Source organism: Enterocloster alcoholdehydrogenati (assembly GCF_013282095.1).
GTDB classification, from domain to species: Bacteria; Bacillota; Clostridia; order Lachnospirales; family Lachnospiraceae; genus Enterocloster; species Enterocloster alcoholdehydrogenati.
The window spans coordinates 295,535-318,626 of the sequence record NZ_BLTJ01000001.1; the positions used below are offsets into that span (position 1 = coordinate 295,535).

The following is a 23,092-nucleotide window of genomic DNA, read 5'->3' on the forward strand; positions in this document are numbered from 1 at the left end:
GGCTTATTCCTCCCTTTTCTGCACTGCCGGCCTTACCTTATGGGGATTGATTTCCACGTAACCGGCACATTGTCTGCAAAACTGCGCATATCCCTTTTGGCTGTACCCGGCTCTGAATTCTGCGGCCTCTTTAACGTTCTTTCTGGTATGAGCCCTCAAATCATATGTCTCAGCTGCATCAATGGGCGGGGTAATGCCTGCCTTTGCCGCAAACGAAGCATAATTGCAGGTGTAAAGTCTCCCCTTATAATATTCCTGCCATGGCACGTGGCAGCGGGAATATTTTTCTGTCAGTTCCTCCGGCGTTTTCTCTTTCTGAGAATAGGGATAAAGATCAATCCATGTATCGTACTTTTTAGAGATTACCTTCTCACCTCCACCGTATTTCAATAATAATTCCAGATTTTTCTCAAAGCTGTCTCTGTACTCCGGGAGGGCATCTCTATAGTCGTCTACTGTAATTTTAATATCCAGCTCCCGCAGCGCTTCCAGAAATGCAGACGGAGGCGTCACTGTGCCGTTCGTCACAGTCTCCAGAGAATATATTTTTGAGGAATACCGCTCCATTATGTAGCGCATACATTCTGCAAGATGAGGGTACAAAAGAGGTTCTCCTCCGCTTATCAGCAGCAGGCCAATATAATCAATATGTGCAAAGAACAAATCCAGATCCGCCTTTACCTCCTCCAGGGGACGCACCTCAAACCTGCTGCAGTATGTGGTAAAATTGAGACAGGCCTCACATCTTAAATTGCAGGCAGTAATGGGAATAAATGAGATCGAAGGAACGAACCATTCATCGTAAGCATAGGCTGCCACTACCGAAAGAAATTCCTCATAATGCCAGAAATCCTTTCCCAGTACCAGCCCCATTTCAGACAGCTGTCTGTCTATCTCTCCCGTCATCTCAGAGGCAAAAGAAACTATAATGCCTGCTCCTTCTGAAAGCAGGGCTTTTTGAGGGGCATAGACCGGCATCCCCTTAAAAATGCCTCCCTGTTTGCTCTCATCGTTATCTAGAAAACCGAGAACCGGAATTGTCTGATAGCGGGATAACAGGATATCCCGCACCATCGCCCCGTCATGACCGGCTCCGAACAGGTAAAATCCCTGGCATGACCTTATATTTTCATAGACCTCATCAAATTCATGGCCCCTGTTGTTCCATTTCATAAATTCCCGTTCCTCCATTCTTTCTTTTTTCATATTTACGCAAAAGAAGCGCATCTGCCTCCTGCTTAAGCATTATCCTTGTGTATCCAATCTCGCGCAGCTGTTTCAATGCCGGCAGATAATATTTCTGCGCGATGATAACGGTACATTCCCTGTGGCTGTCCAGATAAGACACCGGATAACAGGGTATCCCATCCACCTGCGTGCCTGCCTTATGGGGTGAATTATCCAGGAAACAAAACGCAGCAATCTGATTCCTGTTCAGCTCATATTTGAGCCGGAGTCCGTACTCTCCCGCTCCAAAAATGGCAATCGGCTTTGCGGCGTGGAGGGGATGACGCTCATTTTTTACATTCGCACTCCCTTTTTCCTCCATCCAGCGTTCCAGAATATAAAGTTCCTCGTTCCCCCCCATGCTCTTAATTATACCGCCAATTTTATGGTAAACCATATCAGCCTCAGGAGCGATGGCGCGGATATCCGCTGCAGACAGCCGAAAAAGGGCGGATAAAAACAGACGCCTGTTTTCCTTATCCACCTGATCCCTGAAACGGCTGGTACCCGATCCTGGATGCAGACGCACCCGGCTGACAGCAGCTTCCGAAAAAGCCATCTGCTGCCCCGGCATCAGGCGAAACATAAACTCGTTGTCCTGGGCCGTAAGCAGAGATTCATCGAACAGGCCGATTCTGTCAAAATGATCCCGGCAGAACAGAAGGCTGCTAAAGTGAAGTTCTCCCCACAACAGCAGAAAAAGCGGACGCTCCAGCAGGTCGCGGGGAAAATACCTTTGAAATGCAGTAGGGACGCCCCCATCATCCTCATCCCGAAACAGCTGATAATTGCCGGCACACACTGTTTCCGCATTTCCCGACATCTGAATCGCCCTCATCTGGCATTCCACCTTATCAGGCAGAAACAGGTCATCATGAGAGAGCCAGCAGAAATAACGGCCGTTCATGCTCTGTATCCCGCAGTTTAAGGCAGAAGCCACGCCTCCGTTTTCTTTTTCAATGTAACGTATCCTGTCTCCATAAGCCAAAGCTGCTTTACGGGTTTCCCCTCCATCCTCTGAACCGTCATTTACAACGATTACTTCACAGTGAGGATATGTCTGTCCCAGAGCACTGTCTATGGCCTGCGGCAAATACCGGGCTCCGTTGTACACAGGTATGACCACCGATACAAGACTGTCCTCTCTCATAGATACTCCCTTTGATCCACTGCCTGGATCAGAATCGGTTTTCCCATATTTTGGCAAAGCTGCACCAGGCTGCTTCTGTCGCCGTAATAGGCATCGCACAGCAGCAGCGCACGATCCAGATCTGGCGAATCATCGAAAATTCCCCAGCCTTCGTTTTGATACCGGATCTCCAGTTCCCGGTAAGGTTCAAGCAGCTCCGGCCGCATGGCCTGAAGGGTGGAGAGAGTCAGCGGATGGGGCCTCCAAAGCAGCGCTGTCTGTTTCTGCCTCTCTCTAAATACAGAAAATACATCCGCCATTTTATCGAGCATCTTCTCACCATGCTGTAAGAGAGCAGAAACGCTGGTATTATACAGCACGATCTTTTTTTTAGAACCGTCCGGCCGATACATCCGCTTTCTCCAGGGATCCGGGATCTGAAGCTCCTGTTTCCCGGCAGTTCCTTTATCCATCTTTGGAGATCCGAGGCCCAGAATTTTCTTCTCCCATATGGGTCTGCTCTCCGCTCCCCAGATCTGGGTCAATACCTGAATATAGGTCTCCCTCATCTGTTCTGACTGCACAATCACACGATCTGCATACTGCAGCGCAGGGACATTGCAGAAATGTGCGACAGCCTCCGTATATTCTCTGTTGGAACATGGCTGATCCTCCAGAACAAAGTATGGGATATACACGAGGCAGTCTGTATAGTTTCGGAGATTTTCCGAATAGAAAAAGGGATGGACGCTGGTCACAAAATTACTGTCATCATAAGGATTATGAATAAATATCATATCTGGGTGACGTTCCTTAAGGTCATACTCCGTATATCGGGTAATGGGTACATAGGATGGATACATCTCTGATTCATCACGGAGCTGCCCAAAGCTGTGATCCTGTCTGCGGTCATAATAGGGAAGAGGTACCACATAGGAATCGCAGGAAGGATCCTCCCTGGCCGCCATCCAGACACTCTCCAGGCTGTCCCACATAGATGCTTTATATGGGAGAAATACAACCTCCATGCGCACAGAAATATCCTTTGCAATCTGTCTGCTGAGCCTGTGGCAGAACGCATCCCCCTCCTTTAAAAAATCCTCTGCGGGTTCTTCATTGGAAACAAACGCCTGATACTTCTCATAAAGCCATTCGCAGTACGCCTCCAGACTTCCTATGATTTCTGAACACTCATTTTCAGACTGCTCGATGATTTCTCCGATGCGGACGGCGCCCTGCTGGCACTGTTCCAACAGCAAAAAGGCTGTCTCCTCCCCCTTCAAAACCGCCATTAAGATTTCTTTGTGGGCCTGGCGAAACGTCTGTATCAGTTCCAGTATCTTTTCTTTCTGTCTTTTTCTCATACCGCATCCACTCCAATTTCCTAATCCTTATACTAAATATATATATCGGCGCAAATGTGGAATCTATTAGAGCAAAAAATCCCAGGCCGAAGCCTGGGATTTTCGCCGTATGAACAACGGGAAACAGTAAAATTACTGTAACATATTTAATACGCCCTGAGGCATGGAATTGGACTGAGCCAGCATGGACTGAGCTGCCTGCATCAGGATGTTGTTCTTGGTGTAGGAAGTCATCTCGTCTGCCATGTCTGTATCGCGGATACGGCTCTCTGCTGCAGTTACGTTCTCGGAGGTTACCTTCAGGTTGTTGACAGTATGCTCCATACGGTTCTGAGCAGCACCGAGCTGAGCGCGGTAGGTAGATACCTTATCAATTGCAGTATTAATTGTATCAATAGCAGTAGTGGCGTTTGTAACATTATCTACAGTAATATTATTAATACCCAAAGCTGTGGAACCCATACCCTGAGAAGACACCTTTAATACTTCAGTTTTTGTGGCGCCAATCTGGAAGGTCATATTGTTATTAGCAGACAGTGGCTTAACACCGTTGAACTCTGTTGATGTAGAAATACGGTCAATCTCCTGAGTCAGAGCATCTACCTCTGCCTTGATGTTATCTCTAGCAGTTTTTGTATATGTACCATTCGCAGCCTGAGTAGACAGAGTCTTTAAACGCTGAAGCATGGAGTGGGTCTCTGTCAGAGCACCTTCTGCTGTCTGGATCAGACCAATGCCGTCGTTAGCGTTGCTTACAGCCTGGTTCAGACCGTTGATCTGAGAACGCATGGACTCGGAGATAGCCAGACCAGCTGCGTCATCGCCTGCGCGGTTGATCTTGTAACCGGAAGACAGCTTCTCCAGGTTCTTGCTCAGCGCGCTCTGGTTGGTAGATAAGTTTCTGTAAGAATTGATCGCTGCAATATTATGCTGAATTACCATAGTTAAATTCCTCCTTTAATTCAAAGAAAACGTCACGGCAGCATCCTTTCCGCCGCTTCTGTCCCCCATATGCGGGCCCTCACATCAGGAACAGATCTTCTTTCCATTTATATCTATCGGCAGATGCCGGAAATATATAAGCTAAGAATTTAAAATTTTTAAAACCAGATCCGGAAGGGCGTTTGCCTGGGACAGCATGGAGTCGGAAACCTGCAGCTGGATATTGGCTGCCGTGTAGTCTGTAAACTCCTGGGCCATATTCGTATCCCGGATCTGGCTCTCCGCTGCCGTCATATTTTCTGTGGTCACGCTGAGATTATTGTGGGTGCGCTGCAGATGGTTATACGCCGCGCCGAAGGAGGCTCGCACGTCTGACACCGCCTCTATGGCATTATCCAGATACTGAATGGAGTCATTGGCCTTATCCACAGAAGTAAAATCTGTCTTATCCAGCAGCAGTTCCTTACTTCCCATATAATAGCGGGCCACATCCAGCGTCTCTGCGCCGCTGCTTCCGATCTGCAGTGTAATCTCATCATCCTTCTGGGGCGGCGTCCAGCCCTGAGGAATATTGGCCGCCTGGGAAAACAGCGGCACGCCCCCAAAGCTGGTACTCTCGCCGATACGGTCAATCTCCGCCAGAAGCTCCTTGCGCTCCATATCCAGATCCGCCCTGGCCTGGGTATTATAGGTGCTGTTGGACGCCTGGACTGCCAGCGTTTTCATTCGGTTCAGAATAGAGTGAACCTCTGTCAGCGCTCCGTCTCCTACATTTGTAAGCCCCATCCCGTCGTCAATGTTGTCCATGGCTTGATTCAGGCCGTTGATGCGGCTGCGCATCAGTTCCGAGATCGCAAGGCCCGCTGCATCGTCCCCGGCCCGGACAATCCGGTAACCGGAGGAGAGTTTCTCCAGGGATTTTTTGAGTTTTCCCGTGGCGATCCCCTGATTGCGGGCTGCGTTCATGGACGACAGGTTATTCTGTATCTGCATGATGTAACCCTCCTTGCTGTGCGGCTTCTTAAACCGCTCCTCTGTGTCTTTGTGGTCTGCCCCTCACCTTTTGTGCGGGGCTCATTACCTGTTATATCGTCCGCTTTTTTCATTTCATAAGCGCCCAGATATATTTCCAGCCGGTTTTCTCAGATCAGGACGCCGGTGTCCTTTCCTGAATCCATCATCATCTGCAGCCTTACGATCTGCACCATATTGGCCCAGGATTCTCCGTCCATGCCGCCCTCCTGGCCCTGGGCCATGGCATAGAGCGCGCCCAGGTCAAATGCGCCGCCTGTACTTTTCCCTGCTGCCAGAAGGCCCGCCATACCGCTGTTTTCCGTATCAGTTCCAGACTGCCCCACAGGAAGCTGCCCTGTCAGCCGCGCCGCTGCCAGCCAGTCCATGCCGCTGTACTCCCGTTCTGTCACTCCCGGCCCCACGTCCCCATAGGCGGAGGTGACCATTTTTCCGGAAGAAAGGCTGTCTGTTCCGTTTAAGTCGGCCATGATCTTTCGGACATAATTCTGAGTTTCTTTATAGGGCGGGACGCCTCCGTACTTCTGCACGCTCCCAGGGCCGGCGTTGTAGGCCGCCAGAGCCAGGCTCACATCCCCAAACCGGTCCAGGTTCTGCTTTAAATATTTCGCTCCGCCCATGATATTCTGGCGGGCATCATAGGGGTCGCTGACCCCAAGGGAACGGGCGGTGCCGGGCATCAGCTGCATGACGCCCATGGCCCCTGCTCCCGACACCGCTTTGGGATTAAAATTAGACTCCGCCTTTGCAACCGCCCGCAGCAGACGGGGCGAGATGTCATAGCAGGCTGCCGCCTCCTCAAAGATAGCGTCCATACTGGTGGCTGCCGCTGTCATATTTTTTCCCAGAACGTCCTGAAATCCGCCCTGGATCTGGCTGTTTGTGCCGGTCTGTACTGCTTTTTGCATCCCCGCGGCCTGATCCGCCGCCGGTACGATGATACTCATTCTCTTTTACTCCTTTCTCGCGATCCCGTCCGCTCCGATCTGCCAGCCGTCTATGGCCGTGCCCTGGGCCATGGCCCCGTCGCTGTGCAGGAAATACCAGTTGTCCTTATACTGGATCCACCCGGTCTGCATCCTGCCATTTTCGTCCATATAATACCAGCGCCCGTTTATAAGCACCCAGCCCCGCTCCATATAGCCGTACTGGTTGAGATAATACCAGTTTCCCGGTACAGGCTGTATCCAGCCCGTCTGCATATCTCCGTCCGGCCCCAGATAAAACCAGGAACCATTGTTGATATCCACCCATCCGGTCTGCATGACACCGTTTCCGTCCATATAATACCAGCGTCCGCCATAGTTTAGCCAGCCCCGGCTTCTTGTGCCGTCCGCGCCGAAGTAATACCATTTCCCATCTGCCTTTTTCCATGTATTTACAGCCAGAGAACCGTCCGGCGACACATAATTGTCTCCTTTAAAGGAGCCGCTGTCTCCCGGCCCTCCTGTGTCTGTCCGGTCTGTGGATGCGGCGTGCTTTTCAGTGATTTCATCTAGTTCCTGTTCTGTGGAGGTTACATACTCACCCTCCTTTAAATACTTCTTCTGGGCCGCCGTTACAGGCACAGCCTTTACCTCATAATAGTAGATCTTATCGGGATCCGTCATATACTCCCCAAGGCTTGCGCTGTTATCTGTAACGGTCATACGTTTGACCACCTTGTCGTTGCCGTAAAGGGTAAGGGTATAGCCAGGGGCATAATCCACCGCCTTCCACACGGCCTTTTTAGAGGAAGTGCTGCTCCAGCCTGCCTCAGAGGTATTTCCCAGTACCGTTACAGGCGTATAGTCTGCCTTCACCTGAAGGGTGTTGTCATCCAGAGCCTTTACGGACACATAATCCGCGCCGCTTACCCTGCACTTGGAGCTTCCCAGGGAGGAGGGGAAATATTTGCCGTCATCGGCCACTATATTGATCTCCACCCGAACCTTCCGGCCCGGTTTCCAGTTGTCATACTCTGTACGGTACTGAACGTCCCCCAGGGAAACGCCGGAACCGCTGACTGTAATCTTCGGCTCCGGGATTTCCTCAGCGTCACCGTAGGCAGTTGTAAACGTGACGCTGAGACTTTCGATCACGCTGCTGTCCGCCGCTAAGGCGTACAGCCGGCTGTGCCATCCGGTTCCCGTCCCTGCAAGCACGATGGCCGCCGCGCAGGCGTACAGTAATTTCCTCCCGCTGCCTCCCGGCTGTTTCCGTTCTCTCTTATCCCTCATCCTCTGTTTCCCTCCTGTCTCCATATGCCGTCACTGTCCAGGTAAAAGCTGTTGATATAAGTATCCCTGGCCATGACCCCGGAACCCGGCATAAAGTAATACCAGTTTCCATCGATCTGCATCCAGCCCTGAACCATGACCCCGTTGGCATCTGTAAAATAGGTATTGCCGTCCCGGTTCAGCCAGCCGGTAAACATGGCGCCTTCCAGGCTGTTTTCCACCGTATTCAGATAATACCAGTTTCCGTTCTGGTTCAGCCAGCCCTTGTACATAGAACCGTCGCTGTTAAAATAGTAGTAATACGGGCCGATCACCTGCCAGCCCGGCCCGGCCATAACGCCCTTGGTATGCCCGTTTTCTGTGAGGGGGTAAAAATAATACCACACGCCGCCGATCTTGCTCCAGCCTACCGCCATTGCGCCGTTGGAATACAGATAATACCAGTTTGCGCCTTCCTGTCTCCAGCCGGTCTGCATATGGCCTGTCCCGTCAAAGTAGTACCACTGGTCATTTACACAGTACCACTCTTCCCGGCAAAGCTGTCCGTCCGGCAGACGGTAGATCCAGCCATCGCCCTCTTTTACCCAGCCGGTGGGCTGCGTAGTGCCGGGCCTTACGGCCGCGTTTTCGTTCTGCTGTCCTTTTCCGTCCGAAACATACCGGTCTGTGATGGTCAGTTCTCCTGATTCGGTCCAGTCGCTGTTCCCGCCGTACTGCTTCTGCTCCGCCGTCACGGGAATGGAGCGCACTTTGAAGGTGTATTCGCCCGCCTTTGTCATATAGGGATAGAAATTGTACTGCAGCGAGCTGGTCTGGGCCACCCGGTACACCTGCTTACTGTCCCGGTACAGCTGAACTTCATAATAGCCTGAGGCATTATCCGGCTTTTCCCAGCGGGCCTCGCCCAGATTATTCTCATTCCAGTAGGCCTCCTCCGGTTGCCCGAAATCGCCTTTGACTCCCTTGACGCGAAGCGTTACGATCAGATTGTCCCCGTCCCGCCTGGCCGATACAAAGGTGCCCCCGCTTATCTTTACGCTGGAGCTTTTATAAGATGCGGGAAAATAATCCTCGCTCACGTCCTCCGGCTCCAGAGTCACCCGCATCTGGGGTTCCTCCGCCGCCTTCAGCTCGTCCCCGCTTTTGTCCACCCACTCCGCCTCTGTCACGCTGTACTTACTTCCGCTGCCGCTTACGGACACGCCGCCCGTATCCGGGGTGCCGCCGATCTGTATTTTGGGAAGCTTCACTCCCGGTTCCAGCTTTGAGGTTACCTTGATGCTTACTGTGTTAATAGGTTTTGTAGCTGCAAAAACAGCAACTGGTGATGCTGTATGTACGGAAAGTCCCATGGATGCTGCCAGAAAAAACAACGCTGTCCCCCTGCTAACGGCTCTCAGCCGCCTGCTCTTTTCTGTCCTGCTCATCTGTATCTGCACTCTCCTTTTTTTCTGTATCTGCGGGCGCAAAGCCCAGAAAATAAATGTAGATATCTACAATGGCCTGGTATAGCTCCTCCGGCACGGCGGCTCCCAGCTTTAACTGGCCCAGAAGAGCCGCCAGGGAATTGTCCTCATATACAGGTACTCCCGCCTTCACCGCCGCCTCCGTGATCCGCTCCGCCATATAGCCCATGCCGGAAGCCACCACTACCGGGGCCTGATCCCGGTCAGGGGAGTATTTTAAAGCAATGGCCTTTTTTTCCAGTAAACGGTCAAATTCTGACATCGATGGCTTTCTCCTTTCTAAGAATATCCGGGAATACCTCTTCCAGCCGCATCTCCCCCTGCTTTTCCTGCACCAGCAGGCGGCTGACCTCCATTCCGTTCTGACGGAAGATCCCTGTCACTTTTTTCTGGATCTCCTGGCGTTCCTCCATCAGCGCCGGAGGAACCGCCAGCTGAAGCTTTGCCTTTCTCTCCTGCAAAGAAGCCGCCAGTTCAAAATCTCCCACTCCGCTGATCTCAAAACGCACCAGAAACCGGATCTTCCGTCCGCCCTGGGCCTCATCCTCCTCCTTGTGAGCATCCGGATCCACCCACAGTTCGGACATTACTTCCTTATCCTGGTACTGAAATGGAAGAATCAGGTGCATCAGGGGGAGATAAACGCTCTCATTTAAAAGAAGGCTGTTTAAAAGCTGGTAGAAGGGCTGCACCTGCTCCAGGCCCGCTCCACCCTCCATCCCTTTTAAAAGCAGGGAGGAAAAGGCGTCCGCAAAGCCGCTCTGGTGCTGCCCCGGGGTTACGCCCTCAAGAAGCATTGTAAGGGCCGCCTTTGGATCATCTCCGAAAAACCTGGGAAACTCCCGGCTGGATGCCATGCGGTCAAAAAGCTGAAGCAGCTGCTCTCTGCTCCCGTTTTCATACTTTATGCAGTTTAGCACCAGCATCATGGTGGCGCTGCGCACGGCCCCGTAATCGTGGGTTTTGGAAATATAGCGGGAAAGAAACGGGATCACCTGCCCCCTTAATGTTTCCATGTTTTCCTGGGTACGTCCATTTTGGGCTCCCCAGTCCATCCCCTTTAACAGCTCCTCAAATTCTCCTCTTACCGACGGAAACAGCAGGGAAGTGATATCCTTTGTCAGAGTCTCCATCTGGCGCAGCAGGTGCTCTCCCGCAGAGAAATCATTGTACGCCCGCAGAAATTCCATAGCGGCGTCCTTCATGGAAGAGGAGGATCCCTGAAGCAAAAGGGAGCGGAATTTTTCAAAGAACGGCCCCGAAAACTTCAGCTGCTGGGATGTCTGTTCCTTTAAAAAGCCGGTCACATCCTCCGGGCTTTCAAACTGAAGGGAGGTAAGCAGTTCACGGATCAGCTGTCCGGTCTGTTCATCCCCCTGGGCCGCTATGCCGCTTCCGGAGAAAAGATCGCCAAGCAGCTGTGTCAGGTCTGTCCCCTCGGCAAGCTTCTGGAGGAAGGCCCCGTAATTGCTGCTGTAGCCGGCGACACCGAAGTTCTTCTCCCCTGTCGCTGTACCGCTTTTCCCGCTCTCCTGGCCGTCCGCCCGCACCACGCGGGAGGGATCTGAGGGGTTTCGGATCTGCTGGTCGGACAGGGGCGTCTTAAGCGGCTGCTCCGCTCCTATATTTTTTGTTTCTGTATTTAAAGCTGAATTGGTCACCTGTAAGATATTTGCCATAGTGTTCCCCTTTCGCAGTCTTTCATTTTTATTATCGGCGCGTTTTATATTCTTATTAGTTCCTATATTTATGCAATGACTGCCTCCAAAAAATGACGGCAGTTTTTTCTTATGCGTTCCTGCAATGTGACGATAATAGAGGTAAGAGCATCACAGTACGCAAAAAGGAGAAGCTTATGAATATTCAGTTTTATACATGGAGGGCAGGAGGCGAAAGCCCGGCCCGTTCTGCCGCCCCGGCTTCCTCTCCGGCTTCGGCAGAGCCGGACCCGGTTATGAGGGGCAATTACGACCGGGCATCCTTCCAGATCAGGGAAGACGCCCTTTTGGATGATAAAACGTTTGCCCGTTCCCTGGCAAAAAACGTGATCGGTGAACTGGCCGGTTCCGAAGGCCCCCGGCCGGAGCGCATCGCCCAGTTAAGAAGAGAAATCGCGGAAGGTTCCTACCATCCCGATGCCATGGCCATCGCAGACGCCATGGCTGATCTGTGAGAGCCCCGGCAGAGCTTCTCCCGGTTCTCGTCCGCCTTGCGGATGTGCTGAAACGCTTAAACCGGGCGGAGGAGGAAAAGGCGGCGGCAGCCAGCCAGGGACATCACCAGTTATTAGATCCCATCCTGACAGAGGAGCAGGCTCTGATCTTAGAGCTTCGGGGGCTGGAGCAGCGCAGGCTCTCTGTTTTAAAGGCAGCCGGTCTGGAACAGGCTACGGTCAGTCAGCTTCTGGAGCAGGAGGACAACGAGGGAAAGGAACGCCTTTCCCCTGTTTTTGAGGAACTGACCCAGGCAGCTGGACGGCTGCGGGAGACAAAGGAAAGCGCAGACCGTATTTTAAACGTGCGTCTGCGCCAGATCCAGCATATCTCAGGTCTGTCCGGCGGCCCTCACTACGATGAGTACGGCTGATCCATGTTCAGACACCGCTTAAAGCGGCAGTGATTTTATGATTTTTGGAGGTAACACTATATATGGTACGAGCAACATTTGCCGGATTCTCTACGGCGCTTTCCGCTCTCCAGGCCAATCAGAAGCGCCTGGATATCACGGGACAGAATCTTTCCAACATGAATACGGTGGGCTACACCCGTCAGCAGCTAAACACATCCAGCCTAAACTACACCGGCGGCGTATGCCACACGATGAACGGCTCAGAGAATGTAGTCGGTTTCGGCGTCAGCATGGACGGAGTATCCCAGGTACGGGATCCCTATCTTGACACCCAGTACCGCCTTCAGATGACAAAGGCGGATTACAATAATTCCATGCAGACGGCCCTGGATTCTCTGGCCAATATACTGGATGAGACGAATATCAGCGGCCTTAACGCTGCGTTTAAGGATATCCAGTCGGTACTGACGAACATAAACGATCCCTCTAAGGTAGTGGATCCTGTCTACGAGAGCGAGCTCCGTTCCAAGATGGAGAATCTGGCGGCCCTTTTTAACAAATCCGCTTCCCAGATCACAGAGGCGGAAAAATCAGAATTTGACCGTGTAACCGGTGCAGGCACCAGTGAACAGGGCGCTGTGGACAAAATCAACGATATCCTGCGCCAGATCGGAGAACTTAATGTCCAGATCAAGCAGAATCAGGTGGCTGGACAGCCCTCCCTTGAGATGATGGACGAGCGCAACGTGCTTCTGGATACGCTTTCCAGTTATATTCCCATTGAGGTCAGCTACTATAAAGACAGCTCCCACAGCGGCACCTATACAGCTGCGGACGGCTCTATCCGCGACCGCGCCTATGACTACGACGCCAGCGGAAAGATCATCGGAAAGCGGGAGTGGCCGGACGATCTGAAGGTTGAACTGGTATACACCGACGCTCAGGGAAATACTCAGCGGATGACCCTTGTAAACGGTTCTGAGCAGGGTGCGGACGGCAAGCAGAAAAACTACGGCCAGCTGGAGGCTGTAAAGGCAGACAATAACACTGCAGCGGCAGACCGGAACGATCCCACAAACGTGGCTGTAAAGTTTACTGCTGCCCAGAGCAGCGCCGCCGCAGGAACCAATCCCGCAACCACTACTGCCGGAGCAGCCAGTTCCCAGTTTTCCGGGGGCTCTCTTCAGGCAAGTCTCGATATGCTGGGCAAAAAAGGAACCGGCGGCACGGACGATGTGCGCGGATATCAGTATTATATGAGTAAGCTTGACACGCTGGCAAAAAGCTTTGCCGACACCATGAACAACCTCAATAAAACCGGCGGCGGCGGTGAACTCTTTATGAACAGCGCCACTGGCAATTCCACCGGCATCAATGCCTCTAATATCAGCATCAGCACCGGCTGGACCAACGGCAATACTCATATTGCCACCGGCGGTGACAGCCCTACAGATACTGTACGGGCCATGTTAAAGGCCATGTCTGAGGCCAGTGTGGAAGGAAAGACCTATGCGAATTATATGAACCACGTTTCCACCCAGCTGGCTACTGATTCCAGTTCCAACACTACTGCCCTGAAGACAAACGTAACCGTGTTAAATTCCATCCAAAGTTCTAAGGACTCCATTTCCGGCGTGAGCATGGATGAGGAGGCTACCAATATGATGACCTATGTTTCCGCCTACAATGCGGCTTCCCGCCTGATGACGGCCTTAGACGAGGTCTTAAATACACTGATCAGCAATACCGGCATGGTAGGACGGTAATGTATCATAACAGGAGGTTTCTTTTATATGCGAGTTGTAAATTCATCAGTATACAGCAAATTTACATCCTCTGTCAATGATGTTCACAGCAAGTTAAACAAGGCGATGAACAAGGTTTCCAGCGGAGCGGCTTATGAATCAGCCGCCGAGAATCCGCTGGCCTATTATCAGGGCAAGCAGATCGACCAGATCTATCAGGATACAAAAAGCAAAAACGCTCTCCTGGGCGATGTGAAGAACCGTCTCTATCAGCAGGAACAGGGCGCTTACAATATCCAGCAGCTTCTTACGGGTTCAAAGACAGCTATCCAGTACCTGAGCGACAGCACCCACAATACAGACAAAAATACGGTGCAGACCAAGCGGGATGAACTGCTTCAGAGAGCGCAGTCCATGGTGTCAAACCTGAATTCCCAGTATGGAACGTACTATGTGTTCGGCGGCAATGATGTGTCCACTACTCCGTTCGCATTAAGTGACGACGGGTCTACATTGACCTTTACCCATAAGTTTACGGACGGCACCACTCAGACCATGACCATGAAGCTGACTTATGACAAGGCAAATAACAGCTACGGCTATGAGATCAGCGATGCGGATCTGAACAAGATGCTTACAGCCATGCGGGAACAGGGACGAGTAGATGTTGGATACGGGGATATTTCCAACGAAAAAACGCTGTTAGACACCTACACCGGCGGCCTGAATGTGCTGACCGGCTTAAGTTCAGATGCATTGAGAGCCATGAGTGATCAGGATGCCAAGGATGCAATCAAAAAGGGGCTGAACGAGGGGCCTCTGGGTCTTGTAAGTTCCGCAGTGATGGCTTCTGACCAGTATATCAACGGGACCATCGATGCGGGTACGTTTACAACCACCATGGGCAATCTTCAGACCGGTATGTCAAAGGCAGAGCACACCATCAGCACCGTATATGCCGACCTTGGCAATAAATCCAGCATCCTGGATACCACAAAGAAGCGTCTGGATGCGCTGGAGGATTCACTGGAGACTCAATATTCCGATCTTTTGGGGGCTGATCCATACGAAGCGATCATGGAGATGTATTCTTATCAGTATTCTTACTCTGCTGCCCTGAAGGTAGGAGCAAACCTGCTTCAGTCATCTCTGTTTGATTTTCTGAGTTGACAAAATCATTTTAACAGCAGGTACACATAAAGGGGGACGCAATGGGACAGTTATTGGAGGTTACTGCAAAACCATTTAAAGCAATTCATTTCCGTCTGAACGGCCGGCTTGTGCCGGATGACAGACTTGTACTGGAAAAGCATATCGCTCTTGCCAGAAAAGCCGCTTTTATGCAGGCTAACAATGAACTGGCACAGCCGGATATGAATTATATCCTTAAGGTTAACCGCGCATTTTCTGCCGGCGGGGGGATTTCTGGTTCGCCGATATCCCTGCCGGGCGAAGCAGCTGCCGGTTCTCTGCCAAACAGGCCGTCCGGTTCTTCCGGCGCCGGCTCTTCATCCGATTTTTTTCCTGGCCGGGATGCATCATCTGAAGCGGCCGCCGCATACACCCAGCAAAGAGGCAGCTTTGAAACACGGGTGGCCTCCGGGGATGTAACCTATATCCCGGCCATTGAGATGACGATCATCACATCCTGGCCGGAAGTGGATTTTACATACACCGGCGGTTTTAACTATGTGCCGCCCAGAGACAGCGACGCCGAAGGAGAAGCGCTGAATTTAAAGATATAGGAGTTTTTACTTATGACAATCCATACCGATTACCATGGAACCATTGAATATGAAGCAGATGAGCTTGTGACCTTTTCAGAAGGTATTTTCGGTTTCCCCTCATTGAAGAAGTTTCTTCCTCTGTGCATGGATGAGGGGGACAGTTCTCTTTTGCTTTTACAGTCTGTAGAAGATCAGCAGATCGCATTTTTCCTCATCAATCCCTGTTCGCTGCTGCCAGACTATGATCCTGTTCTGCAGCCGGAGGATCTTACCGCTCTGGAAGTAGAAAACAGCGGAGAGCTGTCTTATTATTCCATCTGTGTAGTGCGCAGCAATTATCTGGACAACACAGTAAACCTTAAATGTCCTCTGGCTATCAATCCAGTCACACGCCAGGGACGGCAGGTCATTTTAAATGGAAATAATTACGGCTACCGTCATCCTTTAAGCACTCTTTTAAATCAGCCAGAGAACATGAATGGAGGTAATTGCAATGCTGATTCTCAAACGTAAAAAAAATGAGAGCATTCTCATCGGTGACGATATCCGCATCACCATTATCGAATGCTCTTCCGGTATTGTTCGTGTGGCAGTGGACGCTCCCAAGGAGGTTTCAATCATCCGTGAGGAGCTTCAGGAAACGGCAGACATGAACCATGATGCCCTTGTAACGGATCCTTCCGCACTTCAGAGCGCCGCTGCCGCACTTCTTCCCTATTTAAGGGAATCCTGCTGATCCTTTTTTCTAAAAAGGGAATACAGCTCATTACAGTCATCCCTAAACCGCCGGTACAGAAGCTTTCTTCTGGCATGGCGGTTTTCGCGCTCTTCTGCTTTCAGGATAGATCCGGTCAGCGCCAGGGCCTCCGGCATGGTTTCGGGATACTCCTTCCCATAACCAAGGATACGGTTTTCTATCACATCATACACTTCTAACTCATCCTGAGAGGGTGAAACCGCACGTTCTTCCTTTGTCCCAAACCACATATAGCCCAGTCCCAGCAGTTTTTCACAGAGGGAGCCGATTTTTAAGCCTTTGAGGCGCTGCCAGATCCGCTCCATTTCCGGTGTTTCTGCCAGACTGCGGTGAAGGACGCACAGATCCATCAGATGGCGAACCAGAAGCTGATCCGTGGCGTACAGATAGGCCGCCTGAGCAAAAAGCCATATGAGCCGGTCTGACGGGCTTAATATACGGATATGGGTATAAGGAGCCGCCGTCTCTCCACGGTCAAGGAGCCGGGAAAGCTGTTTGTGATAAAAGGGCGTTTTATAAGGGATGCCGTCGTAGAGTTCTACAGAAAAACCGTCCGGACGCCGCAGACGCTCCCCATAGACGCCGTATGCACGATCTGTCTCATATCCAAGATCTATCAGATATCCCTTGGCAAGCACATAATTTTCCGTGTTCATATACAGACAGAGAGAGCACACTCCTGCCATCTCCGGCATTTCATAAAGCAGCCTGCGGCTGCTGGAACCGACAATAAGAGCCGGAATCTCCCGGCTCTCCAACAGCGCAAGGAACTCCTGCTCTCCCTCTGTACAGATATCTCCAAACCGGAGACTTTCTTGATAACGTTCAAAAAAACGGTCCCTCCACTGCTGAGGCACCTTTTCATTTCCCAGGACTGCCACATAGATCAGATCAGCGATCCGGTTGTAGTCCGCAATCCGAAACATCCGTTCCCAGTCCAGTTTTCCATGCAGCGGCCGCAGGTCATCCTGACGTGCCACAGAGGCCGCCATGCTGACCAGCAGACGGCCTTCAAATAAGATTCGATTCATTTTTTTACCTGTGTCTAACCCTTCTTGCAAGCATACTGTCTTTTGCGCGTATCTGTTCGATCAGAGACTGTGTCCGCACCCGGATTTCCCTGATCTTCTGTATCATAGCGGCCTGGGCCGGACTGACGCCTTCCGTCCAGCCGTCTGCCTGACTAATGGGGCCAAGGGCGATGGCATACAGCTTTCTTCGGAGACTTATCTCCTCTTCTGTCTGACGGCGCAGTTCTCCTTCACAGGCTGCATGGCGTTCCATCTGTTCCCCCCGCATCTCCAGAAGAAGAGAGGCAGAGACCGTGTCTCTGCGCTCTGTGGCCTCTGCCAGTTCATCGGTCAGCCGGCCGATCTCCCGGAGAAAATTATAGCGTCTCTGAAGAAGGATCATAATATTTTCCAGCGCTTTATCCACCCCGTTCCTCCTATCCAAGAATACCCTTGTTCTGTACCATGTGATTGCCTCCTGCAATACGGCTGGCCTCGTCAAAGGCTGACCGCAGTTCTGACAGGATGTGGCTCACACGGCCGATTTCATCGGCCTGCCGCTCTCTTCCCGCCTGGATCCGGCTTATATCATAGATCAGATACTGGTATATCTTCCTCAAGTCAAAGCTGATAGGCTGGTTTAAATCCAGAATCTCGATCAGATACCGGAGAATACGGGTGACACGCTGAAGGCAATCGTCAAATACTGCGTAATTTTTATCCTCCAAAGCGATCTGTGATTTTTTAAGGCGGCTGATTGCCTCGTCAAACAAAAGCAGCAGCAGCTCCGGGCCGCTCATGGAGTAAACGCTTTTCTCTTTGTACTTTTTATAACCATCCATTTTCCATCACCTCAGCATCAGCCGGACAGAGAGGACAGATAGCCGGACTGGCTGTTCATCTGGCTGATCAGCGTTTCCATCTGGGTAAACTGGCTGATATAGCGGTCCTGTTCCGTCTTAAGCTGGTCATTCAGACGGTCGATGGCATCCTGCATCTCCTGCAGCTGCGTATAGATCTGGTTATTGGTCAGGGACAGGGAGATCTTTTCCGAACCTGCTTCCTCGATCAGAGAACCGTAGGAACCGCCGTTTTTATAGGACCAGCGGGTTGCGTATGGAGTCAGCGTGTCCTCCACGATAGATATAAGTCCCTTCTTCACCTCTCCGCCTCCGGTAAAGATATTGGAGACAAGATCAGGATCACTGGTCATGGCTGCTTTAAACTTGGTCTCATCAAAGGAAAGGGTTCCTCCATCCGTATAGTCATCAGAAATCGTAATGCCGATCTTCTCCAGATCATCATAGGAAACGCCGCTTCCCATCAGGTCTGTCAGAACACCCTGTATGGAGCTGCTCAAATCCCGCAGTGTCGTATCGCCGAATAAAAGTCCCTGCTTTGCTTTTTTCTCCCAGTTCTCAATGGACTTATCATCCATCTCTTCCTTCTGGGCGTCAGTCAGAGGCGCATAGCTGCTGTCCGGCTTTGTGGTAATCTGGGAGTTGATTTCCTTAACCAGAGCGTTGTAGTCCTCTACAAACTTTTTAACGCGCTCTGTCACTGCATCTACATCTGCGGCAGCGCTGAAGGTAACACTTTGGGAACGGTCTACCGTTCCGTCACTGTTAAAGCCAAAGGTTCCGCTTACTGTTACTGTTAAGCCTTCCAGATCAAAGGAATTGGTGGAGCTGGTGACTGTGGTCTCCACGCCGTTTCCGTAGCTTACAAGGATCTGGGCATCCTGTCCGTCGCGATTATTTGTTTCATCTTTGCTTCCAAAGATATTCTCAGCCATTCCCCCAAGCTCAATCTTTCGTCCGCTTCCCGTCTCGGTTGCTGTGAGTGAAAACTGGTTAGTTCCCGCAATATAGGACGCCTTTACTCCTATCTCATCATTTTCATTGATCATAGCCATAAGCTGATTCACCGTAGTGTCTTTGGTCAGGCCGGAAATAGCGACGCCGTTAATGGAGAAATCTTTCAGTTTCTTATTAAATTCGTCCTCTGTCATATTCTTATCAAAGCCCAGCTGCTCCCGGTTATAGTACAGGCTGGAGTCTAAGCTGAGTTTATTGGACTGATTGGCCTGGATTCCTATTGCATTGCGCAGCTCCAGGCTGTCTGCATTGATGCTGATCGTCTCCTGGCTGTTGACGGGCTTAAAGGAAAGACCTCCATCCGTGCCTGTTTCCACGGTGATTTTATCCTTTCCGAACGCTTTGTTAATTCGGTTCTGAAGAAGCTCCCTAAACTTATCATAGGAGTCGACTGTCTCCCCATCCTTGATCAGCTCAATGGTCTTTTTCTGACCGCCATATGTGACTGTGATACTCTTACCAGTCATATACTCCTTCAGGGTCTCGCGGGTTACATAAGAATCCTTAAAAGCGCTGGTAGATTTATTAAACTCATCCAGAGTGATGCCATTATTCAGTTCATCCTCGCTCAGCTTTGTCTTATCAAAGCCCATGGCGGTAAGAGCGGAGGAGGTGCTTCGGATGGAATAGCCTTTCCCTGCATCCGTAATATTGGCCGTCTGCTCTATGGTCAGGTTTCCGCTGCCATCCAGTTTAAAGTGAATGCCGCTCTTTCCGTTTTTCCCCATAAATTCCTGGGAATCCAGGGCTTCATTGAGCTGATCCACCAGCTTGGCCGGATCCTGGGTGTAATCGATCTCTTTTGTCTCTTTCTTGCCGTCCGCTCCAGTTACTGTATAGCTGGATGGAAATGTAAAGGTAACTGCCTCATTAAAGCTTTTATCGCTGGAATTGTAGGTTCCAAATACCAGCTTTGTTCCCTCCAGGTTGGAGGTGAGAATGTTCTTATCTGAGGACTCAAATTTACTCTGAGTGATACCTGTAGACACTGACCCGGGGCCTGTCATGGAATCTGAAAGACGGTTGGCTGCGGTAGCCAGCTGCTTTACCCCCAGAAGAGACAGATAATCAACCATGTCAGAGGTTCCGGAAGCCTTTACATACTTGGTAACGCTGGAATCTCCATTTAGAGAAATCTGGTTTTTTGCAAAGAAGCTTCCATCTGAGAGGCTGCTGGTAGCGGAAAAGCCAAGGAAATTATCCTGCAGATCCAGAATCTTATCACTGATGGACCGGAACGCCTCCTGCTTCCAGGTCAGCTTTGTCATGGCCTGCTTTTTACTGGTGATCTTTGATGTAGTACCGGATGTCATCTGTTCAATGAGCGTATCACGGTCAATACCAGAAGCCAGGCCGCCGAAACCCTTAAGGGACGTATTGCCAAGACTGCTGGTTGCTGATGATATACTTGCCATAATTACATACTCCTTTCGTGTACTCTTACTTTAATTATCGGCAAGATCCTACAGATCATAAGGTTCCATTCGCTCATGGCGGGGATGTTCCCGCACGTCCATGCAGGCTTTCACGGTCTGTGTCAGGAGACTGACGCGGAATTTGTTCTTATAATAGCTTAGAAGCGGGGATACTGCCGTCCTGTCCGCTACGATATATTTGGCCGGAAGGCGGGTAAGGAGCAGAGCCATCACATCCGCCTGACAGCGGCTGCACAGGCAGACGCCGTACTTTTCCATTTCCGCTCTCACACTCTCCGGGCTTAATATCTCTTCCATCACGTTAACCATTCGGTATGAAGGCTTCTCCTCCGGCTGGAACGCCGTCTGGGACTCTGGCCGGGCTGCGGAGTGCGGCGCCGGCTGTGATTCCCCATGAAACATCAGCATATCTTGCTGTGGCTCTGAGGGCAGCTCCGCATGAACCAGCGGCCGATCCGGCTGCGGCTCTGACGGCTCTTTAAGCTGTGATTCCCCTGAGAGCACAGCCGAACTGTCCGGCAGATTGGGCTGCTGTTTTTCCGCTGCATCCTCTCTGACATCCCCGTCTGCCGTTTCTCCCAGCTCATGCAGAAGTTCCCTGCGGATATCACTTGAGATCTTTTCATCCTCGCTGGAATCCACCACCACTACTTTCTGCTCTGTCGCAGCAGATGACGGCTCCGGTGAAACCGGGCGGGCCTTTGGCGCTGCGGCTGCCTCCGGGGCCTCTGTTTCCCCGGAGACGGTATTTCCTCCTGTGATCAGGTTGAGTACATGAGAGGTTTTATTCGTCTTTCTTGCCATTTTCCTCCTCCTTACAGACCGATAATCCCGGCAGTCTCCTGAACGAAATCCTTATAATCACGCACAGCAGATGAACGGGGATTATATGTAAAAATACTCTCTCCATGCGCCGGGGCCTCTGCGATTGCCACGCCGTTTCGTATCTTTGCGTCAAACACGCGGGTATTCATCTGGTCTGCCAGCTGCTGGGCCATCTCCAGTACATCCCTGGCAAGACAGGTACGCCCATTAAACCGTGTGAGCAGGATTCCCAGCACCTTCAGCCGGGGATTAAGCTGGCTCTGCACCGATTCCACCGTCTCCTTTAGCTGTGAAAGGCCTACCAGGCTCAGGATATCGGAGGCCATGGGAATTACCAGATAGTCCGATACGGCGTATGCGTTGACCGTCAGAAGGTTTAAGGCAGGAGGCGTATCAATGACCACATAGTCATATTCTCCCAGAACCGGCTGCAGCGTATCCCTGAGAATCGACTCACGTCTCTGTCCGCGCACCAGCTCCAACCCCGTGCTGCTGAGTGTGATATCCGATGACAGGAGGCCGCACAGCTGCGTCTGCCGGATGGCTTCCCGTACCGGTATCTGCCCTTTTAAGGCATCCAGCACAGTATATCCCGCTTCCGCGTCCAGCCCCAGACAGAAACCAAGATTTCCCTGAGGGTCCAGGTCGATGCAGAGCACACGTTTTCCCTCCATCGAGAGTCCGGCCGCCAAAGCTGCCGTGGTGGTTGTCTTTCCGACTCCCCCTTTTTGATTTGAAACTGTGATTATCGTTGCCATTTATGTATCCTCCTGTTTTTTCTCGTGCACTCTCATATACGCACAGCCGGGAAAGGTCATGGCTGCCACAGGGCAAGTTCCTCCCCTGACGGAGCCTGATCCAGCGCTTTTGCCACAGAATCCGCATCCAGGGGAGTGGCTGAAATCCCCATGGCCGTAAAGAAATCTCCCTGATCCTCCCCGGACATAGACCGGGCATCCTCCTGAAGCTGCTCCCATTCTCCCTGGTCGGTCTCATCGCCGTCCACATAATAAAGTGTTCCGCCCCAGTCGTCAGTGTCTGTCTCAAAATGGCGGATCTGCTCAAAGTAGGCCCCGTTATCTTCCAGCGTAAAGTAATCCTTCTGTCTCCCGTCCCCGCTCTCTGTTATGAGCCATACGCTCTGGGAACGGCTGTTGTACGCCAGATGAGACTGCTCTTCCTCATCATTTGCGCTCTCCGCCCCCAGACAAAGCGTTTCCTCCTCCTCATCCCATACAGCTGTCAGAAGGACATGAGAAGAGCCGCCGCCGCTTTCCAGCACCGCCAGATCCCTGTATCCGTCTCCATTTAAGTCCGCCAGCGCAAATACGCCTTCTGTTCCCGAACGGATCAGCTTTGTAAGCTGCGTATCCATGGCTTTTCGCCATACGCCGAAGGCCTTTAAGATACGCCCGTCCTCGCCTGCATAGGAACCGTCGGGCAGAAAGGTATTCTTTCTCAGAGCGCCGTCCTCGCCCAGATAATACCGGCTGCCGTCCGCCGGATCTGTGAACCAGCCCGTTTTCATATTCCCATTATTATCCAGGTAATAGTCGTTGCCCTCTGATACGATCCACTGGCTGCAGACAGGCTCTCCGGGACTGTATACATACTGCCAGTGTTTTCCATCCTCTGACCGGTCCCAGGAGCCTTCCAGTCCGGCCCAGGCGCAAAGAGTCCCCCGCCCGCCAAATAAAACTGACAGGCAGAGGAACCCCCCTATTACCGTTTTCACCCTGTTTTTTACCGCCATAAAGCGCCTCCTTTG

The 23,092-nt window shown here is 51.5% G+C and carries 24 protein-coding genes; 7 read left to right on the plus strand and 17 right to left on the minus strand.

Going from position 1 to position 23,092, the window contains the following annotated elements:
- Positions 1 to 3: 3 nt before the first annotated feature.
- The 10 genes from HW447_RS01410 to HW447_RS01455 all read right to left on the minus strand — a co-directional run bounded on the left by HW447_RS01410 (position 4) and on the right by HW447_RS01455 (position 11,058).
- Positions 4 to 1,173, minus strand: a complete 1,170-nt coding sequence (locus HW447_RS01410) for a radical SAM protein (protein WP_176253525.1) — start codon at positions 1,171 to 1,173, stop codon at positions 4 to 6.
- Complete coding sequence (locus tag HW447_RS01415) at positions 1,148 to 2,377, minus strand: glycosyltransferase (protein ID WP_176253526.1); 1,230 nt, start codon at positions 2,375 to 2,377, stop codon at positions 1,148 to 1,150. Before HW447_RS01415 ends, HW447_RS01410 begins: the two co-directional genes overlap by 26 nt.
- On the minus strand, positions 2,374 to 3,720 hold the full coding sequence (locus HW447_RS01420) for a hypothetical protein (RefSeq protein ID WP_176253527.1): 1,347 nt from the start codon (positions 3,718 to 3,720) through the stop codon (positions 2,374 to 2,376). The genes HW447_RS01415 and HW447_RS01420 overlap by 4 nt, the downstream gene beginning before the upstream one ends.
- Positions 3,721 to 3,852: 132 nt before the next feature.
- Positions 3,853 to 4,662: a flagellin N-terminal helical domain-containing protein gene (locus HW447_RS01425; protein WP_176253528.1), complete on the minus strand. Its 810-nt coding sequence runs from the start codon at positions 4,660 to 4,662 to the stop codon at positions 3,853 to 3,855.
- A gap of 141 nt (positions 4,663 to 4,803) precedes the next feature.
- Complete coding sequence (locus HW447_RS01430) at positions 4,804 to 5,655, minus strand: flagellin N-terminal helical domain-containing protein (RefSeq protein ID WP_176253529.1); 852 nt, start codon at positions 5,653 to 5,655, stop codon at positions 4,804 to 4,806.
- Between the two features lie 149 nt (positions 5,656 to 5,804).
- Complete coding sequence (locus tag HW447_RS01435) at positions 5,805 to 6,641, minus strand: lytic transglycosylase domain-containing protein (RefSeq protein WP_176253530.1); 837 nt, start codon at positions 6,639 to 6,641, stop codon at positions 5,805 to 5,807.
- A 6-nt stretch (positions 6,642 to 6,647) separates the two neighbouring features.
- A complete protein-coding gene (locus HW447_RS01440) occupies positions 6,648 to 7,913 on the minus strand; it encodes an N-acetylmuramoyl-L-alanine amidase family protein (RefSeq protein ID WP_176253531.1) in 1,266 nt (421 codons plus the stop codon).
- Entirely contained in the window at positions 7,910 to 9,340 is a 1,431-nt protein-coding gene (locus HW447_RS01445) for an N-acetylmuramoyl-L-alanine amidase family protein (protein WP_243176170.1), read from the minus strand. Before HW447_RS01445 ends, HW447_RS01440 begins: the two co-directional genes overlap by 4 nt.
- Positions 9,300 to 9,641 carry an EscU/YscU/HrcU family type III secretion system export apparatus switch protein gene (locus tag HW447_RS01450; RefSeq protein WP_176253532.1) on the minus strand — a complete coding sequence of 114 codons (342 nt, stop codon included), beginning with the start codon at positions 9,639 to 9,641 and terminating at the stop codon, positions 9,300 to 9,302. Before HW447_RS01450 ends, HW447_RS01445 begins: the two co-directional genes overlap by 41 nt.
- Positions 9,628 to 11,058, minus strand: coding sequence for a hypothetical protein (locus tag HW447_RS01455; RefSeq protein ID WP_176253533.1), 1,431 nt, complete (start codon positions 11,056 to 11,058; stop codon positions 9,628 to 9,630). Before HW447_RS01455 ends, HW447_RS01450 begins: the two co-directional genes overlap by 14 nt.
- Before the next feature lie 176 nt (positions 11,059 to 11,234).
- Between HW447_RS01455 and HW447_RS01460 the strand changes: the two genes are divergently transcribed.
- The 7 genes from HW447_RS01460 to HW447_RS01490 all read left to right on the plus strand — a co-directional run bounded on the left by HW447_RS01460 (position 11,235) and on the right by HW447_RS01490 (position 16,155).
- Positions 11,235 to 11,552, plus strand: a complete 318-nt coding sequence (locus HW447_RS01460; protein ID WP_176253534.1) for a flagellar biosynthesis anti-sigma factor FlgM — start codon at positions 11,235 to 11,237, stop codon at positions 11,550 to 11,552.
- A complete protein-coding gene (gene flgN / locus HW447_RS01465) occupies positions 11,549 to 11,965 on the plus strand; it encodes a flagellar export chaperone FlgN (RefSeq protein ID WP_176253535.1) in 417 nt (138 codons plus the stop codon). Before HW447_RS01460 ends, flgN begins: the two co-directional genes overlap by 4 nt.
- 62 nt (positions 11,966 to 12,027) lie before the next feature.
- Positions 12,028 to 13,713 (plus strand): flagellar hook-associated protein FlgK, encoded by a 1,686-nt coding sequence (locus tag HW447_RS01470; protein ID WP_176253536.1) that lies wholly within the window; start codon positions 12,028 to 12,030, stop codon positions 13,711 to 13,713.
- A 27-nt stretch (positions 13,714 to 13,740) separates the two neighbouring features.
- Positions 13,741 to 14,862 carry a flagellin gene (locus HW447_RS01475; RefSeq protein ID WP_176253537.1) on the plus strand — a complete coding sequence of 374 codons (1,122 nt, stop codon included), beginning with the start codon at positions 13,741 to 13,743 and terminating at the stop codon, positions 14,860 to 14,862.
- A gap of 41 nt (positions 14,863 to 14,903) precedes the next feature.
- Positions 14,904 to 15,437, plus strand: a complete 534-nt coding sequence (locus HW447_RS01480) for a hypothetical protein (RefSeq protein WP_176253538.1) — start codon at positions 14,904 to 14,906, stop codon at positions 15,435 to 15,437.
- Between the two features lie 12 nt (positions 15,438 to 15,449).
- Complete coding sequence (gene fliW, locus HW447_RS01485) at positions 15,450 to 15,932, plus strand: flagellar assembly protein FliW (RefSeq protein ID WP_176253539.1); 483 nt, start codon at positions 15,450 to 15,452, stop codon at positions 15,930 to 15,932.
- Positions 15,913 to 16,155, plus strand: a complete 243-nt coding sequence (locus HW447_RS01490) for a carbon storage regulator (RefSeq protein WP_176253540.1) — start codon at positions 15,913 to 15,915, stop codon at positions 16,153 to 16,155. The genes fliW and HW447_RS01490 overlap by 20 nt, the downstream gene beginning before the upstream one ends.
- On the opposite strand, the gene HW447_RS01495 is transcribed toward HW447_RS01490, so the two are convergent.
- The 7 genes from HW447_RS01495 to HW447_RS01525 are packed head-to-tail and all read right to left on the minus strand — an operon-like array spanning position 16,134 to position 23,077.
- Complete coding sequence (locus HW447_RS01495) at positions 16,134 to 17,207, minus strand: nucleotidyltransferase family protein (RefSeq protein ID WP_176253541.1); 1,074 nt, start codon at positions 17,205 to 17,207, stop codon at positions 16,134 to 16,136. The genes HW447_RS01490 and HW447_RS01495 overlap by 22 nt on opposite strands.
- Positions 17,208 to 17,211: 4 nt before the next feature.
- Entirely contained in the window at positions 17,212 to 17,613 is a 402-nt protein-coding gene (locus HW447_RS01500) for a hypothetical protein (protein ID WP_176253542.1), read from the minus strand.
- Positions 17,614 to 17,623: 10 nt separating this feature from the next.
- Positions 17,624 to 18,028 carry a flagellar export chaperone FliS gene (locus tag HW447_RS01505; protein WP_176253543.1) on the minus strand — a complete coding sequence of 135 codons (405 nt, stop codon included), beginning with the start codon at positions 18,026 to 18,028 and terminating at the stop codon, positions 17,624 to 17,626.
- A 17-nt stretch (positions 18,029 to 18,045) separates the two neighbouring features.
- On the minus strand, positions 18,046 to 20,478 hold the full coding sequence (gene fliD, locus HW447_RS01510; RefSeq protein WP_176253544.1) for a flagellar filament capping protein FliD: 2,433 nt from the start codon (positions 20,476 to 20,478) through the stop codon (positions 18,046 to 18,048).
- A gap of 48 nt (positions 20,479 to 20,526) precedes the next feature.
- The gene (locus tag HW447_RS01515) at positions 20,527 to 21,303 is read right to left on the minus strand and encodes a late competence development ComFB family protein (protein ID WP_176253545.1); all 777 of its coding nucleotides are present in this window, start codon (positions 21,301 to 21,303) and stop codon (positions 20,527 to 20,529) included.
- A gap of 11 nt (positions 21,304 to 21,314) precedes the next feature.
- A complete protein-coding gene (locus HW447_RS01520) occupies positions 21,315 to 22,082 on the minus strand; it encodes a ParA family protein (RefSeq protein ID WP_176253546.1) in 768 nt (255 codons plus the stop codon).
- Between the two features lie 56 nt (positions 22,083 to 22,138).
- Complete coding sequence (locus HW447_RS01525) at positions 22,139 to 23,077, minus strand: hypothetical protein (RefSeq protein WP_176253547.1); 939 nt, start codon at positions 23,075 to 23,077, stop codon at positions 22,139 to 22,141.
- Between the last annotated feature and the right edge of the window lie 15 nt (positions 23,078 to 23,092).